12 protein-coding genes and 1 pseudogene are annotated in these 14369 nt (G+C 74.1%); 3 read left to right on the top strand and 10 right to left on the bottom strand.

The genetic code is table 11. The features are described 5' to 3' along the window. Window positions 1-67: 67 nt before the first annotated feature. From rsmA to hemE, 10 genes and pseudogenes are all read right to left on the bottom strand, one after another. Window positions 68-913 (bottom strand): 16S rRNA (adenine(1518)-N(6)/adenine(1519)-N(6))-dimethyltransferase RsmA, encoded by an 846-nt coding sequence (rsmA, locus tag L0965_RS15465; RefSeq protein ID WP_101307195.1) that lies wholly within the window; start codon window positions 911-913, stop codon window positions 68-70. A gap of 55 nt (window positions 914-968) precedes the next feature. Beyond that, window positions 969-1691: a hypothetical protein gene (locus L0965_RS15460; protein WP_232784021.1), complete on the bottom strand. Its 723-nt coding sequence runs from the start codon at window positions 1689-1691 to the stop codon at window positions 969-971. 20 nt (window positions 1692-1711) lie between these two features. Beyond that, window positions 1712-3022: a glutamate-1-semialdehyde 2,1-aminomutase gene (gene hemL / locus L0965_RS15455; RefSeq protein WP_101306000.1), complete on the bottom strand. Its 1311-nt coding sequence runs from the start codon at window positions 3020-3022 to the stop codon at window positions 1712-1714. Continuing rightward, the gene (gene hemB, locus L0965_RS15450) at window positions 3019-4014 is read right to left on the bottom strand and encodes a porphobilinogen synthase (RefSeq protein WP_061782172.1); all 996 of its coding nucleotides are present in this window, start codon (window positions 4012-4014) and stop codon (window positions 3019-3021) included. The genes hemL and hemB overlap by 4 nt, the downstream gene beginning before the upstream one ends. Further along, complete coding sequence (locus L0965_RS15445) at window positions 4011-4793, bottom strand: uroporphyrinogen-III synthase (protein WP_101305999.1); 783 nt, start codon at window positions 4791-4793, stop codon at window positions 4011-4013. The genes hemB and L0965_RS15445 overlap by 4 nt, the downstream gene beginning before the upstream one ends. A gap of 281 nt (window positions 4794-5074) precedes the next feature. Continuing rightward, window positions 5075-5968: pseudogene (hemC, locus tag L0965_RS15440) on the bottom strand (hydroxymethylbilane synthase); the annotation flags it as partial. Next, window positions 5965-7206, bottom strand: coding sequence for a ferrochelatase (locus tag L0965_RS15435; RefSeq protein WP_101305998.1), 1242 nt, complete (start codon window positions 7204-7206; stop codon window positions 5965-5967). The pseudogene hemC and the gene L0965_RS15435, both read right to left, overlap by 4 nt. Beyond that, window positions 7206-7895 (bottom strand): hydrogen peroxide-dependent heme synthase, encoded by a 690-nt coding sequence (hemQ, locus tag L0965_RS15430; RefSeq protein ID WP_101305997.1) that lies wholly within the window; start codon window positions 7893-7895, stop codon window positions 7206-7208. Before hemQ ends, L0965_RS15435 begins: the two co-directional genes overlap by 1 nt. Before the next feature lie 9 nt (window positions 7896-7904). Further along, complete coding sequence (locus L0965_RS15425; RefSeq protein ID WP_232784019.1) at window positions 7905-9416, bottom strand: NAD(P)/FAD-dependent oxidoreductase; 1512 nt, start codon at window positions 9414-9416, stop codon at window positions 7905-7907. After that, complete coding sequence (hemE, locus tag L0965_RS15420; RefSeq protein ID WP_374198342.1) at window positions 9413-10489, bottom strand: uroporphyrinogen decarboxylase; 1077 nt, start codon at window positions 10487-10489, stop codon at window positions 9413-9415. Before hemE ends, L0965_RS15425 begins: the two co-directional genes overlap by 4 nt. A 151-nt stretch (window positions 10490-10640) precedes the next feature. Here hemE and L0965_RS15415 point away from each other — a divergent pair, with 151 nt between their 5' ends. The 3 genes from L0965_RS15415 to L0965_RS15405 all read left to right on the top strand — a co-directional run bounded on the left by L0965_RS15415 (window position 10641) and on the right by L0965_RS15405 (window position 14348). Beyond that, window positions 10641-11948: a glutamyl-tRNA reductase gene (locus L0965_RS15415; RefSeq protein WP_232784017.1), complete on the top strand. Its 1308-nt coding sequence runs from the start codon at window positions 10641-10643 to the stop codon at window positions 11946-11948. Continuing rightward, window positions 11945-12901, top strand: a complete 957-nt coding sequence (locus L0965_RS15410) for a LacI family DNA-binding transcriptional regulator (protein WP_101305995.1) — start codon at window positions 11945-11947, stop codon at window positions 12899-12901. Before L0965_RS15415 ends, L0965_RS15410 begins: the two co-directional genes overlap by 4 nt. 160 nt (window positions 12902-13061) lie before the next feature. Next, on the top strand, window positions 13062-14348 hold the full coding sequence (locus L0965_RS15405) for an MFS transporter (RefSeq protein WP_101305994.1): 1287 nt from the start codon (window positions 13062-13064) through the stop codon (window positions 14346-14348). The last annotated feature ends 21 nt before the right edge of the window (window positions 14349-14369 follow it).

The following is a 14369-nucleotide window of genomic DNA, read 5'->3' as shown; positions in this document are numbered from 1 at the left end:
TACAGACATGTTTCGTGACCGCGCGGTGAACGTTGCGCGTCGTGTCGAGGTCGCCGCCGGCGCGCGGTCAGCGGGAGGCGCGGGCGACCGCCACGAAGTGGTCGATCGTCAGCTGCTCGCCCCGGGCCGTGGGGTCCACTCCGGCCGCCTCCAGCACCGCGGTCGCCGCCGCCGATGAGCCGCCGAGGAGCGGGGCGAGCGCCTGGCGCAGCATCTTGCGGCGCTGCTGGAAGGCGGCATCCACGACCCGGAAGGTGGCGCGGCGGAGGGTCTCGTCGCCGCGGGGTTGCGGATCACGGCGGAATCCGACCAGCACGCTGTCGACGTTCGGCACCGGCCAGAAGACCTGCCGCGACACCGTGCCCGCCAGCCGCCACGCGCCGTACCAGGCCGCCTTGACGCTCGGGGCGCCGTAGACCTTCGATCCGGGAGGCGCCGCGAGACGCTCCCCCACCTCGGCCTGCACCATCACGACGCCGCGCTCGAGACCGGGAAAGGTCTCCATGAAGTGCAGGAGCACCGGCACGCTGACGTTGTAGGGCAGGTTCGCGACGAGCACGTTCGGATCGCCCGGCAGCGCCGTGACACGGAGGGCGTCGGCATCCACGACCGTCAGCGCACCGTCGGCGACGCCGTGGGCCGCGGCGGTGGCCGGCAGCCGCTCCGCGAGGCGGTGGTCGATCTCGACGGCGGTGACGGGCGCGCCCGTCTCGAGGATGGCGAGGGTGAGCGAGCCGAGACCCGGCCCGACCTCGACGACGCGGTCGGCGGCGGTCACCTCCGCGACGTGGACGATCTTTCGCACCGTGTTGGCGTCGACGACGAAGTTCTGCCCCAGCTTCTTGGTCGGAGTGACGTCGAGGTCGGCGGCGAGCGCGCGGATCTCGGCGGCTCCGAGCAGGGTCACGGGCATGCGCACCAGCCTATCCGTGATGCGTGCGGCCGCCCGAGCCGGCGGGATCCGAGGCTTAGGCGATCCAGTAGCCGACGGCGCACAGCAGGCGCGTCTCGTCGTCGGCCCCCTCGGGCGGATCGATCGCCGGCGGGAACACACCCCACGCGCGCCACTCCTCGGCGAACGAGACGACGTGCTCCTCGAGACCGGCGATCAGCTCGGGGGTGAAGTGGAACGGGATGCCGAGGTGCTTCGCGATGAGCCACGCCTGGAACGCCCGGTAGGTGGCGAGGTGGGCGAGACCCTCGGCGGCCGGGTAGTCGCCGTAGCTGAACCGGAAGGTGTCGGCGTAGCCGCCGGCGCGGACCGCCGCCGTCGCGGCGTCGTTGCGGGCGTCGTACGCGCCGATCGGATCGTCGCCGAGCAGGTCGACTCCCCGCAGGTCGTCGCCGTCGGCCGATGCGCGCCCGCGCAGGACGTCGGGGACCCAGGCCTCGTCGTAGGTGTGCGCCTGAAGGATGTCGCGGAAGGTGGGATCCGCCGTGGAGGTCCATTCGGACGGTGCCGGACGGGTGAGATCGGCCGGGTCGATCCGGTCGATCACGTCGCGCAGGGCGGCGTCGGAACGCAGAAACAGCTCGTCGGTGTCCATGGTCGACACGCTAGAGGGAGCCTCCGACACGGCGTCCTCCGCGGCCGGGTCGGTGCCGTTGTTGGTGCCGTTGCCGGGGCCGTTGCCGTTGCCGAGGAGATGTCGCGTGTCGAGGACGGGATGCCGCGGCTCGGCCCGCGGCATCCCGTCCTCTCCTCGGGAACCTAGGCGGCGGCCGCGGCGCGGGCGGCCGCGGGCAGGGCGTCGACGATCTGCGCGACGGCCGCGTCGTCGTGGGCGGCGGTGAGGAACCAGGCCTCGAAGGCGGACGGCGGCAGCGAGATCCCGGCATCCAGCATCGTGTGGAAGAACCGGCCGTAGGCGGCGGTGTCCTGTCGCTGCGCCGCCCCGTAGTCGGGCACCCCGCCGACGACGTCCGCACCGAAGAACACGCTGAAGAGGGTTCCCGCCCGCTGCAGCACGTGGGGCACACCGGCCTCGGCCAGCGCGCGCGTGGTCGCGTCGGCGACCGCGTCGGCGGCCTGTCCCAGCCGGAGGTAGGCCGCGTCGTCGGCGAGACGGAGGGTCGCCAGTCCCGCGGCCACGGCGACCGGGTTCCCGCTCAGCGTCCCCGCCTGGTACACGGGACCGAGCGGGGCCAGCAGATCCATCACGTCGGCGCGCCCGCCGACGGCTGCGACCGGCAGACCCCCGCCGATCACCTTGCCGAACGTGACGAGGTCGGGGACGACCGTCTCCCCCGCCTCCGCGAGCACCTGCGCGTAGCCGCCCGGCGCGGCGCGGAAACCGGTGAGCACCTCGTCGCTGATCAGCAGGGCGCCCTCACGCCGGCAGAGGTCGGCGAGGAAGGCCGAGAACCCGGATGCCGGGGCCACGACACCCATGTTCGCGGCCGCGGCCTCGGTGATGACCGCGGCGATGCGACCGGGGTGGGCGGCGAAGGCCTCCTCCAGCGCGACCCGGTCGTTGTACGGCACGACGAGCGTCTGCGCCGCGACCGCCTCGGGCACGCCGGCCGACCCGGGCAGCGCGAAGGTCGCGAGCCCCGACCCGGCCGCGGCGAGCAGGCCGTCGGAGTGCCCGTGGTAGTGACCGGCGAACTTCACGAGCAGGTCGCGGCCGGTGGCGCCGCGCGCCAGACGGATCGCCGTCATGGTCGCCTCGGTGCCGGTGGAGACCAGCCGCGCCTTCTGCACGGCGGGCACCCGCGCGACGATGAGCTCGACCAGTTCCGCCTCGGCGGGCGTGGGCGCCCCGAAGGACAGACCGCGTGCCGCGGCCTCCTGCACGGCGGAGACGACCTCGGGGTGGGCGTGGCCGAGCAGCGCCGGACCCCAGCTGGCGACGAGGTCGACGTAGCGGCGGCCCTCGGCATCCGTCACGTACGGACCCGCGGCCTCGACGAGGAAGCGCGGCGTGCCGCCGACGGACCCGTAGGCGCGCACGGGCGAGTCCACACCGCCCGGGATGACGGCGCGGGCACGGGTGAACAGGGCGTCGTTGGTGTCGGTCATGCGAGTGCGCGTCCCTCTCGGATCCAGCCGGCGACCTCGATCGCCCAGTACGTCAGAATCGCCTCGGCGCCGGCGCGGCGGATGCCGAGGAGGGTCTCCCCGATCGCACGCTCGCGGTCGATGACCCCGGCCGCGGCGGCGTGCTCGATCATCGCGTACTCGCCCGACACCTGGTAGGCCCAGACCGGCACCGACGAGACGGCGGCGACCTCGGCCAGCACGTCGAGGTAGGGCCCGGCGGGCTTGACCATGACGATGTCGGCGCCCTCGTCGATGTCGGCGAGCGCCTCCTGCACGCCCTCGCGGCCGTTGGCCGGGTCGAGCTGGTAGGTGCGGCGGTCGCCGGTGAGCGTCGACTCGACGGCGTCGCGGAAGGGGCCGTAGAAGGCGGAGGCGTACTTGGCGGAGTAGGCGAGGATCACGACGTCGCTGCGTCCCCCCGCATCCAGGGCGGCACGGCACGCGGCGACCTGGCCGTCCATCATGCCGGACAGGCCCAGGACGTCGGCGCCGGCCTCCGCCTGGGCGACGGCCATCCGCGCGTACACCTCGAGGGTCGCGTCGTTGTCGACGCTCCCGTCGGCGGCGAGCACGCCGCAGTGGCCGTGGTCGGTGAACTCGTCGAGGCAGAGGTCGGCCTGCACCGTGAGGCGCCCGGCCGCCGCGCGCGCCGCGACGGCGATCGCCCGGTTGAGGATGCCGTCGGGGTCGGTCGCGCCGCTGCCGACGGCGTCGCGCACCGCGGGAACGCCGAAGAGCATGATGCCGCCGATTCCGGCCTCCGCGGCGTCGTCGACGAGCGCGGCGAGCTGCTCGATCGGGTACTGCTGGACGCCGGGCATGCTGGCGATGGGCTGCGCCTGGGCGATGCCCTCCTTGACGAACACCGGCAGCACGAGACGACGCGCGCTCAGGTCGGTCTCGGACACGAGCCGGCGCAGCGCCGGCGTCTGCCGGAGGCGCCGCAGGCGGCGGACGGGGAACGTGGTCATGGGGTGACCTCCAGACGTCGGGATGAGGAGTCGAGCTCGGCGATGAGGGCGTCGATGCTCTGCGTGCGGGCGGTGTGGCCGACGGTGAAGCCGAGACGCTCGGCGTCGCGCGTCGTGCCCGGGCCGATCGAGGCGACGAGGGTGGATGCCGGGAGGGTGCCGACCTGGCGGCGCAGCTCGCGGCCGACGCTCAGCGAGGTGAGCAGGACGATGTCGAACCGCCCGTCGTGCAGCTCCCCCGCGACCGCCGGGTCGAGGTCGACGCCGACGGTGCGGTAGCCGATGCAGACGTCCACCGCGAACCCGCGCAGCTCGAGCTCGTCGCTGACGACCGCGGCGGCGAGGTCCGAGCGGACGACGAGGCAGCGCCCGGTGGATGCCGCGTCGTGCGCCGCGGTCCACTGCACGATCATCGTCTGCGCCGACGAGCGTCCTCCCGGGACGAACGCGACGCGCGCACCGAGGGCACCCACCGCGCGGGCCGTCGACGGACCGACGGCGGCGATCTCGAGGGTGTCCGGCAGGGTCCGCCGCTGCGCGGAGAGGAAGCCGGCAAGCTGCTCGACGCTCGCGGCGCTGGTGACGAAGAGCCACGCGTAACGCCCGTCGGCGAGCGCGGTGAACGTCGCGTCGCGCGCGGCGGCGTCGCGGGGCGGCGCGGTGCGGATCACGGGTGCGATCACGGGTCGGGCGCCGCGCGCCGCGAGCTCCTGCGCGACCCGCTCACCCCAGGCGCCGCCGCGCGGCACGAGCACCCGCGCCCCCTCCAGGGCGGTCACCGTCCGGCTCCCTCCGCGCCGGTGGCGCGCGGGCCGAGGTCGGCGAGATCGCCGGCGCCGGCATCCATGAGCGCCGCGACGACGGATGCCGCGGCGAGATCGCGCCCGGCGGCGTCGGCCAGCTCCTCGCGGGTGGCGGTGTGCGCGACGCGGACGGCGCGGGCGCCGTCGAGGGCGTACACCTCGGCGACCAGCGTGACGGGCGTTTCGACGCGGGCCTGCGGCCCTCGCTCAACGACCGGGAGGAGGCCACCGGTCGTTGAGCGAGCGGAGCGCGTCGAAACGTCCGCACCCGCAGCCGCGCCGAGCGTTTCGACTCGGGCCTGCGGCCCTCGCTCAACGACCGGGACGAGGCCACCGGTCGTTGAGCGAGCGGAGCGCGTCGAAACGTCCGCACCCGCGGCCTCCGCGAGCCGGGCCGAGATGCCGACCGGCGCGGCGCAGCCGGCCTCCAGCAGCCGCAGCACGGCGCGCTCCCAGAGCGCGGTGACCTCGGCATCCGCATCGCTGATCGCGGCGATCTGCGCGGCGACCGCGGAGTCCGATCGCACCTCGACCGCCAGCGCACCCTGCCCGGCCGATGTCGGCCAGCCGTCCGCGGCGAAGCGGTCGGTGATCCGGTCGGTGCGGCCGATGCGGGTGAGGCCGGCCTCGGCGAGCACGATCGCGTCGTACTCCCCCTCGTCGACCTTCCGCAGCCGTGTGTCGACGTTGCCGCGGATGCCGCGGACCTGCAGATCGGGCCGGCGCCGGAGCAGCTGTGCGACCCGGCGGGGCGAGCCGCTGCCGACGACCGCGCCGTGCGGCAGGGTGTCGAGCGTGAGGCCGTCGCGGGCGCACAGCACATCGCCCACGGGTGCGCGCGGCGGCACGGCGGCGATCGCGAGGCCGTCGACCTCGGCGGTCGGCAGATCCTTCATCGAGTGCACCACGAGGTCGCACTCCCCGCGGAGGAGGGCTTCGCGAAGCGCCGCGACGAAGACACCGGTGCCGCCGAGCTGTGCGAGGGGTCCCGTGAGCACGTCGCCCGCCGTCGTGATCGGCACGAGCTCCACCTCGCGGCCGGTCGCCGCCCGGAGCGCCGCGGCGACGTGGCCCGACTGCGTGGTGGCGAGCAGGCTCGCACGGGTGCCGAGGCGCAGCGGCGCGGCGCCGGACGCGTCGGTCACGGTCACGGCGCGATCCCGGCGAGCGCGGGCTGGAAGCCCAGGCGCTTGTTCTCGCAGCATCCGGGACGGCACACGTCGTACCAGGGGCCGAGGTCGGTCTCGTGGGGGCGGTCCGCGGCCGGGGTGCCGTCCAGGCGCTCGACCATCAGATCGACGAGACCCGACACGTACGCCGGATGCGTGCCGGGGGTGGGTGTGCGCAGGGCGATCAGGCCGAGCTCCTCGGCGGTCTCCATCGCCTCGGTGTCGAGGTCCCAGAGCACCTCCATGTGGTCGCTGACGAAGCCGAGCGGCACGATCAGCACGGCCCGGCGCCCGCGGGCCGGAAGCTCGGCCATCGCGTCGTTGATGTCGGGCTCGAGCCACGGCACCTGCGGCGGGCCCGACCGGCTCTGGAAGACGAGCTGCCAGGCGCACGACGAGGCGAGGCGCGCCATGATCGCCTCGGCGACCGCGGTGTGCTGCGCGACGTAGGCCCCGCCGGCGCCGAACCCGCGCTCGGGCGGACCGGAGCGGTCGGCGTCGCTGTTCGGGATCGAGTGGGTGGAGAAGAGGATCTCGATCTGATCGTCGGCGAAGCCCTGCGCGTGGAGGGCGGCGAGTCCCTCGGCGACGCCCTCGGCGAACGGCGTGACGAAGCCCGGGTGGTCGAAGAACTGGCGCACCTTGTCGATCTCGACCTCGCCGGACAGGCCGGTCGCCTCCACGGCATCCGCCAGGTCCTCGCGGTACTGCCGGCACGACGAGTACGAGCTGTACGCGCTCGTCGCGATCGCGAGCAGGCGCCGATGACCGGCATCGTGCGCATCCTGCAGCGCGTCGGCGACGTACGGCATCCAGTTGCGGTTGCCCCAGTAGACCGGCAGGTCGAGCCCGCGCGCGGCGAGCTCGGCGTCCAGGGCCGCCTTCAGCTCGCGGTTGTGCTCGTTGATCGGCGAGACGCCGCCGAAGTGGCGGTAATGATGCGCGACCTCCTCCAGGCGCTCGTCGGGGATGCCGCGGCCCGCCGTGACGTTGCGCAGGAACGGGATCACGTCGTCCTGACCCTCGGGGCCGCCGAAGCCCAGCAGCAGCACGCCGTCATACGCCGTCGGGACGCTGACGTGCGGCTCGCCGGCGCACGTCGCCGCGGTCGCGGCCGGCACCCGGCATCCGTCGCCGCAGACGGGAGCGGCGCTCGCGCGCGCCGGCTTGGGGCGGAACGGCGCCGCAGCTGCGGCGCGGGGGGCGATGTTCTCGGCCATCAGCTCAGCACCTCCGCGAGCTCGTCCAGCTCGAGCCGTCGGCCGGTGTAGAACGGCACCTCTTCGCGCACGTGGCGGCGCGCATCGGTGGCGCGCAGGTCGCGCATCATGTCGACGAGGTGGATCGGGTCGTCGCTCTCCAGCGGCAGCAGCCACTCGTAGTCGCTCAGGCCGAACGTGGAGACGGTGTTCGCGACGACGTCGGTGAAGCGGGCACCCTTGCGGCCGTGCTCGGCGAGCATGGCGGCGCGCTCCTCGTCGGGCAGCAGGTACCACTCGTAGCTGCGCACGAACGGGTACAGGCACAGCCAGCCGCGGGCGCTCTCGCCGCGGAGGTAGCCGGGCACGTGCCGCTTGTTGAACTCCGCCTCCCGGTGCACGCCCATCGCCGTCCAGACCGCCGTGTGGGCCTCCAGCACCGCGGTGCGCCGGAGGGTGCGCAGCGCCTTCTGCAGGATGGCCGGGTCGTCGACCTCGCCGGGCGTGGTGTGCAGCCAGATCATGAGGTCGGCCTCGGCGCGCATGCCGGTGACGTCGTACAGGCCGCGGACGGTGACGCCGCCGGCCGTCACCGCGGCGACGGCCTCGGAGAGCTCGGCGATCGCCGCCGCGTCCGTCGCGGCGACGCGCGGGCGGGGCCCGGCGAGGACGGCGAAGAGGGTGTATCCGAGCGGGGTCTGTGCGGTCATGCGGTGCTCCTAGGAAACCGGGTGGGTGGGAAGAGAGGTCGGCGATGGGGATGCGGCCAGCGCACCGTCGATGCGGGCGGCGAGCCTGCGGGCGTGCGGGATGACGGAGGCCAGGCCCGTCCCTGCCGCGACGGCCCCGGCCGCATGGACGTGCGCCGGAAGCCCGTCGGGAGCGGCGGCCGCGGCGACGGCATCCGGCCACTCCTGGACGACCAGGTCGACGACGTCGGCGGCGGCCACCTCGACGCCGGTGAGGATCGAGACCTCGCGCGCGACGTCGTCGGCCGAGGCGAGGGTGCCGGCGGCGGCGTCGCGGGCGGACAGCCGCACGAGGTGGATGCCGTCGGGGACCGCCTCGCGCGCCCAGTCCCATTTGGCGGAGATGTGGGTGAGCGCCTTGGCCGCCGTCGGCAGCGCCGGGTCGGCGATGACGCCCGATCCGACCGGCTCGGCGGCGAGGCCGGGGTGCGCGATGGCGGCGGCGACGAGGCGGACGCCCGCCGCCGCCGGCGCGGGGGCGCGTTTCGACTCGTCGCTGCGCTCCTCGCTCAACGACCGGAGGGCGCGGACACGCTCCTCGCTCAACGACCGGGGGGCGCTCCCGGTCGTTGAGCGAGCGGAGCGAGTCGAAACGCCCGCACCCGCCAGCAGACGCGCCGCCTCCGCGGGGCCCGTCGCGATCACGACGTGACGCGCCGACAGCGATCCGCCAGCCGTGTCGACCGTGACCGTCTCGGCATCCGACCGCACGGCACGCACCGCGACGCCGGTGCGGATCTTCGCGCCGTGCGCCGCCGCGGCATCCGCGAGCTCCGCCGGAAGCCGCCACATGCCCCCGCGGACACCGCCGACGGCGGCGCCGGCGCGTTGACCGGTCGCCACGGCATCCGCGGCCTCGAGGAGCGAGCCCCGCGCGACGAACTCGCGCCAGAGGCCGGGGTGCAGCGCGGACAGCCGCGCGTCGGCGGCGGGCCGCGAGTAGACGCTGCGGCACAGCGTGTCGACGAGACGGTCGGCCACGCGAGCGCCGAGACGATCGGCGACGAGGTCGTACAACGACGGCTCCGCATCCGCCTCGACCGGCAGGCGCCGCTCGGCCCGGGCCCGCGCGGCGCCGTCGGCACCGATGATCGCGACGACGTCGTCGGCCTCGGGGTCGGCGGGGATGCCGAGGACGGTCCGTCGCGGCAGGCGGGCGCGGGTGACGCCGTCCTCGGTGGCCACCGCGAGCCACGCGCCCTGCGGGCGCGGCGCGACCAGCTCCAGGTCGAGCCCGGCATCGGCCACGAGGGTGGCGACGGCGTCGGTGCGCGTGGCGAACGACTCCGCGCCGAGGTCGATGTCCACGCCGGCGATCGTTCCCCGCCGCAGCAGCCCGCCGACCTCGGACGCCGCGTCGACGACGATCACGTCGTACCCGGCGCGGGCGAGGTCATGGGCGACGACGAGCCCGCCCATGCCGGCGCCGACGACGATGACGTCGGCATCCGTCGCGGGCGGCGCCGTGGAGACGGCACTCACCGCACGGACTCCGCGGGGGCGCGCCAGTCGTGCACGGTGCGCACGAGGTCGGTGAGCACGGCGGGATCGGTGTTCATCGGCACGCCGTGGCCGAGGTTGAACACGTGCGCCCGCGCGGCGAGCCCGGCATCGAGGGCGGCGTGCGCGGCGCGGCGGCGCACGTCCTCCGGGGCGAACAGCAGCGCCGGGTCGAGGTTTCCCTGCACCGTCACGTCGCGGCCGATCCGGGCCACCGCGTCGTCGAGGTCGACGCGGTAGTCGACGCCGAGCGCATCCACGCCGATCGAGGCCATGTCGGCGAGGATCTCGCCCGTGCCGACGCCGAAGTGGATCAGGGGCACGTCGATGCCCTCCCCGCGCAGGGCGCGGGCGGGCTCCAGCGCGGCCGCGGATGCCGGGAGCACGGCACGCCGGTAGTCGGCCGGGGCGAGCGCGCCGGCCCACGAGTCGAACAGCTGCGCCGCACTCGCCCCGGCACGCACCTGGAGGGCGAGGAAGCGGCCGGTGACCTCGGCGAGCCAGGCGGTGAGGTCGGCCCAGGCCGCGGGCTCGGAGTGGATGAGGCTGCGGGCGGCGAGGTGATCCTTGGACGGACCGCCCTCGACGAGGTAGGCCGCGAGCGTGAACGGCGCTCCGGCGAAACCGATGAGAGGAAGCGCCTCGCCGCGGCGGTCACCCTCCTCCGCGAGCATCGCCACGGTGCGCTGCACCGCCTCCACGACGACGTCGCCGCGCTCCTCCACGAGAGCGGGGTCGATCCGCACGAGGTCGGAGATCTCGGCCGCCGTCCGCACCGGGTGGCGGAAGACGGGACCGCGCCCGGCCGCGATCTCGACCTCGACGCCGACGAGGTGCAGCGGAACGATGATGTCGCTGAAGAAGACCGCGGCATCCACGCCGTGCCGCCGCACCGGCTGCATCGTGATCTCGCTGGCGAGCTCGGGGGTGAGGCACGCGTCGAGCATCGTGCCGGTGGCGCGCAGCGCCCGGTACTCGGGCAGGGAGCGCCCGGCCTGGCGCATGAACCACACCGGCGTCGTCTCGGGACGCTCGCCCCGGAGGGCACGGACCAGACGTGAGGCGGAGGTGCCGTGCGCGGTCAGGGGGTGAGCGGCGGCGGCGGTGGAGGAGGTGATGATGATGCTCCCGACGGGACGGACTCGAGTGGGCGTTAATCGTTATACTAATCACGTTCCCTTCCGATCCGAATCCGACTGGACCCGCGTGCTCGTCTGCCTCTCCGCCCATCAGCGCACCACTCCCCTCGAGGCGTTGGAGCGGCTGTCGGTCGTCGGAGACACGGTCGCGACCGACCTGACGGCGGCGCACGAGAGCATCCGCGGAGCGGTCGTGCTGGCCACCTGCAACCGGTTCGAGGCCTACTTCGACCTGGCCGACGGGCCCGACGAGGCCTCGCCGCTGCCGGCGATGGATGCCGCGATGGAACGCCTCGCCGAGCTGTCGGCGCTCCCCTTCCGCGACGTGCGCGAGACGGTCGACTTCGCGCACGGCAACCACGTCGCGCAGCATCTCTTCTCGGTGGCGTCGGGCCTGGACTCGGTCGCCGTCGGCGAGGACGAGATCGCCGGACAGGTGCGCCGCGCCCTCGATGCCGCCCGGCGGGAGGGGGTCACGACCGCGCCCCTCGAGCATCTCTTCCAGCGCGCGACGGAGACCTCGCGCGCCGTCAAGAACTCGACCAGGCTCGGCGAGTCGGGCCGATCGCTCGTGCGGCTGGCCGTCGAGCTCGCCGGCTCCCGCCTCGGCTCCTGGGAACAGGCCCGCGTGCTCCTGATCGGCACGGGGCGCTACGCCGCGGCATCCCTCGCGGCCCTGCGCGACGTCGGCGCCGTCGACATCCGCGTGCACTCGCGCTCCGGCCGCGACCGCTTCGCGAAGCGGGAGCATCTGACGGCGGTGTCGGCCGAGGACTTCGCCGCCGAGGCCGCCCGCGCCGACGTCATCGTCACCTGCACGACCACGACCGACACCTACGCCCTCGACGTGGAGAACCACGGTGCCGCGCGCGCCGGACTCGCCACGCCCCAGCTGATCATCGATCTCGGGATGCCGCGCAACGTCGATCCGGGGCTCCGATCGCTCCCGGAGATCGAACTGCTCGACCTCGACACCATCCGCGTGCACGCACCGATCGACGAGTTCGCCACCATCGGCGAGGCCCGCCTGATCGTGCAGACCGCGGCGCAGCGTCACGCGATGGCGCGGCGCGTGCACGAGGTGGCACCGGCGGTGGTCCACATGCGCACCCACGTTCAGGCGGTGCTCGACCGCGAGCTCGAGCGTGCGCGCACCCGCGGCGGGAGCGCGGAGACCGAGGCCGCCCTGCGGCACTTCTCCGGCGCGCTGCTGCACGGGCTGATCTCCCAGGGGCACACGCTGGCCGCCGCGGGCTCCGGAACGGCCTGGACCCACGCGGTGGACATCGTCTTCCCCGCCGCCGGCGATCCCCGCACCCGCACGGATGACGGCGACGCGCGCGACCACGGCGACGGCGACGGCGGACGCGGATGACACGCGTCACGCTCCGCGACGTCGCCGCGCGGGCGGGGGTGTCGACGGCGGCGATCAGCCAGGCGCTCAACGGCCGCGGCAACCTCAGCGCGGAGACGCGGGAGCGCATCAAGGCCGTCGCGGCCGAACTGGGCTACGCGCCCAACAAGCACGCGAGCGCGCTGCGCAGCGGCCGCACGATGTCGATCGGCTTCGTCATGGCCGCCAACTCGCTGCAAGACGGGCGCCGGGCGCTGCAGCGCGCACGCCAGCTCGACGCGCTCGTCGAGGCGGGGGCGACGCGGGGCTTCACCGTGACGGTGCTGCCCGACAGCCGCCCCGACCTCCTGTCGGGCGCGCAGATCGACGCGCTCTACTTCCCCGACCCCGCCGATGATCGCACGATCCTGCGCGACGCCGTGGCCGCCGGCATCCCCGTCGCCGCGAACGACCTCACCGTCCCCGGCGGGGTGCTGACGATCCGCACCGGCTACGCCGCGGCCGTGCGCGCGGGCCTCGCGCATCTGGCCGACGCCGGAGCGCAGCGCATCGGGTTCCTCGTGGACGAGAGCGAGGTCCCGCGCGACCAGCTCGGCGAGAGCGCCTACCTGGCCTGGAGCGCCCTCAACGGGCGCACACCGTTGGTGGCCCGGGTGGACGCCGGGCGACGACGCCTCGTGCCCGCGCTGCACGAGCTCCTGGATGCCGACGTCGACGCCGTCTTCGCGTACTGCGAGGAGGGGCCGGAGATCTACCTGCACCTGGAGGAGATCGACACGGTCATGCCGCGCGACGTGCAGCTGCTCGTCCTGTGCACGATCGACTGCGAGATGAACACCCGGCTGGGCGTCACCCACCTGTGCCTGCACCCCGAGAAGGCCCCCGAGGTCATGTTCGCCGCGCTCGACGCCGGCGAGGCGCCGCGCTCGATCGAGCTGCCGTACGAGCTCGTCCGCGGCTCCACCACCCGCTGAGCCCGACGGCCGGCGCGGCCTGCGGCCCGCCGACTCGTCCCGAACTCCTCCAACGCCGCCGGCCCGCGGCCGCGGAGCCCCGGTTTCGCGGCGTCCGCCGCGCGGCGGTCGTGATTCTGGAGGAGTTCGGCACGTCGGCGGCCGCACCTACGATGTCAGGATGCCCACGCTCGGAACCCGCCGCCCCGTCGGCGAGATCGTCGCGCCGCGCCGCCTCGGCCGCGACTTCCGCTGGCTGCTGGCCTCGTCGTGGACGAGCAACCTCGGCGACGGCATCGCACTGTCGGCATCCCCGTTGCTCATCGCCTCGCTGACGAGCTCGCCGATCCTCGTCGCCGCCGGCGCGATGATGCAGTATCTGCCGTGGCTGCTGTTCGGACTGTTCGCGGGCTCCGTCGCCGACCATCACGACCGCCGTCGCCTCGTCATCGTCGCGAACGCCCTGCGCGCGCTCGTCGTCGCGGGCCTGGTCGCCTTCCTCGTGACCGGCGCCGTGACCGTGTGGATCGTGCTGGTGGCCGCGTTCCTGTACGGCACGGCGGAGGTGTTCGCCGACACCGCCGGCAGCACGCTGCTGCCGATGCTCGTACGCCCCGCGGATCTCGGTCTCGGCAACGCCCGGCTGCAGGCCGGCTACCTCGTCGCGAACCAGCTCGCCGGTCCGCCGCTCGGCGCCTTCCTGTTCGCGATGGGATCGTTCTGGCCGTTCCTGACCCAGATCGTCTGCGTGACACTGGCCATCGTGCTCATCGCACGGATCGCCCGTACGCCGATCCCCGAGCGCGAAAAGGCGGATGCCGAGCGGCCCGCACAGCCGATCCGCGAGGGCCTTCGCTGGCTGCGCGCGAACCCGCCGGTGCGGACGCTCGTGATGATCATCCTGGTCTTCAACATCACCTGGGCCGCTCCCTGGGGCATCCTCGTCCTGTATGCCACCGACCACCTCGGCATGGGGCCGGTCGGCTACGGAGCGCTGACGACGGCATCCGCGCTGGGTGGGCTCGTCGGGATCGGGATCTTCGGCGCGCTGGAGAGACGGGTCTCGTTCGCGACGCTCATGCGGGTGTGTCTGACGCTCGAAGTGGTCATGCATCTCGCCTTCGCGCTGACGACGGTGCCGGCGATCGCGTTCGTGATCATGTTCGGCTTCGGCGTGTACGCGTTCGTGTGGGCCACGATCTCGACCACCGTCCGCCAGCGCCTCGTGCCGTTGGCGCTCCAGGGCCGCATCGCGTCGGTGAACATGGTCGGCGTCTTCGCGGGGCTCGTGATCGGTCAGGCGCTCGGCGGCGCGATCGCTCAGACCTGGGGCCTCACGGCGCCCTGGTGGTTCGCGTTCGGCGGATCGGCGTTGACGCTCATCCTCGTCTGGCGCTCGATCTCATCGATCGCCGCGGCGAAGCCGGTGTTGGCAGAGACGGACAGCGGTGCCGACGAGCCCCGGTGACGAGGCACGAACGTCCGCGCG

The sequence above is a fragment of the Microbacterium sp. NFH-22A-Y genome, from assembly GCF_021401375.1.
GTDB lineage: Bacteria > Actinomycetota > Actinomycetes > Actinomycetales > Microbacteriaceae > Microbacterium > Microbacterium hominis.
The sequence above is the reverse complement of the archived record's forward strand: the minus strand, read 5'-3'. Positions and strand labels throughout refer to the sequence as shown.

Bases quoted from the DNA above. Each gene is read 5' to 3' on its own strand.
- L0965_RS15460 (WP_232784021.1), bottom strand. From the start codon at position 1,691: ATGCCGCGGGCCGAGCCGCGGCATCCCGTCCTCGACACGCGACATCTC.
- L0965_RS15405 (WP_101305994.1), top strand. From the start codon at position 13,062: ATGCCCACGCTCGGAACCCGCCGCCCCGTCGGCGAGATCGTCGCGCCG.
- hemL (WP_101306000.1), bottom strand. From the start codon at position 3,022: ATGACCGACACCAACGACGCCCTGTTCACCCGTGCCCGCGCCGTCATC.
- hemB (WP_061782172.1), bottom strand. From the start codon at position 4,014: ATGACCACGTTCCCCGTCCGCCGCCTGCGGCGCCTCCGGCAGACGCCG.
- hemQ (WP_101305997.1), bottom strand. From the start codon at position 7,895: ATGACCGCACAGACCCCGCTCGGATACACCCTCTTCGCCGTCCTCGCC.
- L0965_RS15435 (WP_101305998.1), bottom strand. From the start codon at position 7,206: ATGGCCGAGAACATCGCCCCCCGCGCCGCAGCTGCGGCGCCGTTCCGC.
- rsmA (WP_101307195.1), bottom strand. From the start codon at position 913: ATGCCCGTGACCCTGCTCGGAGCCGCCGAGATCCGCGCGCTCGCCGCC.
- L0965_RS15410 (WP_101305995.1), top strand. From the start codon at position 11,945: ATGACACGCGTCACGCTCCGCGACGTCGCCGCGCGGGCGGGGGTGTCG.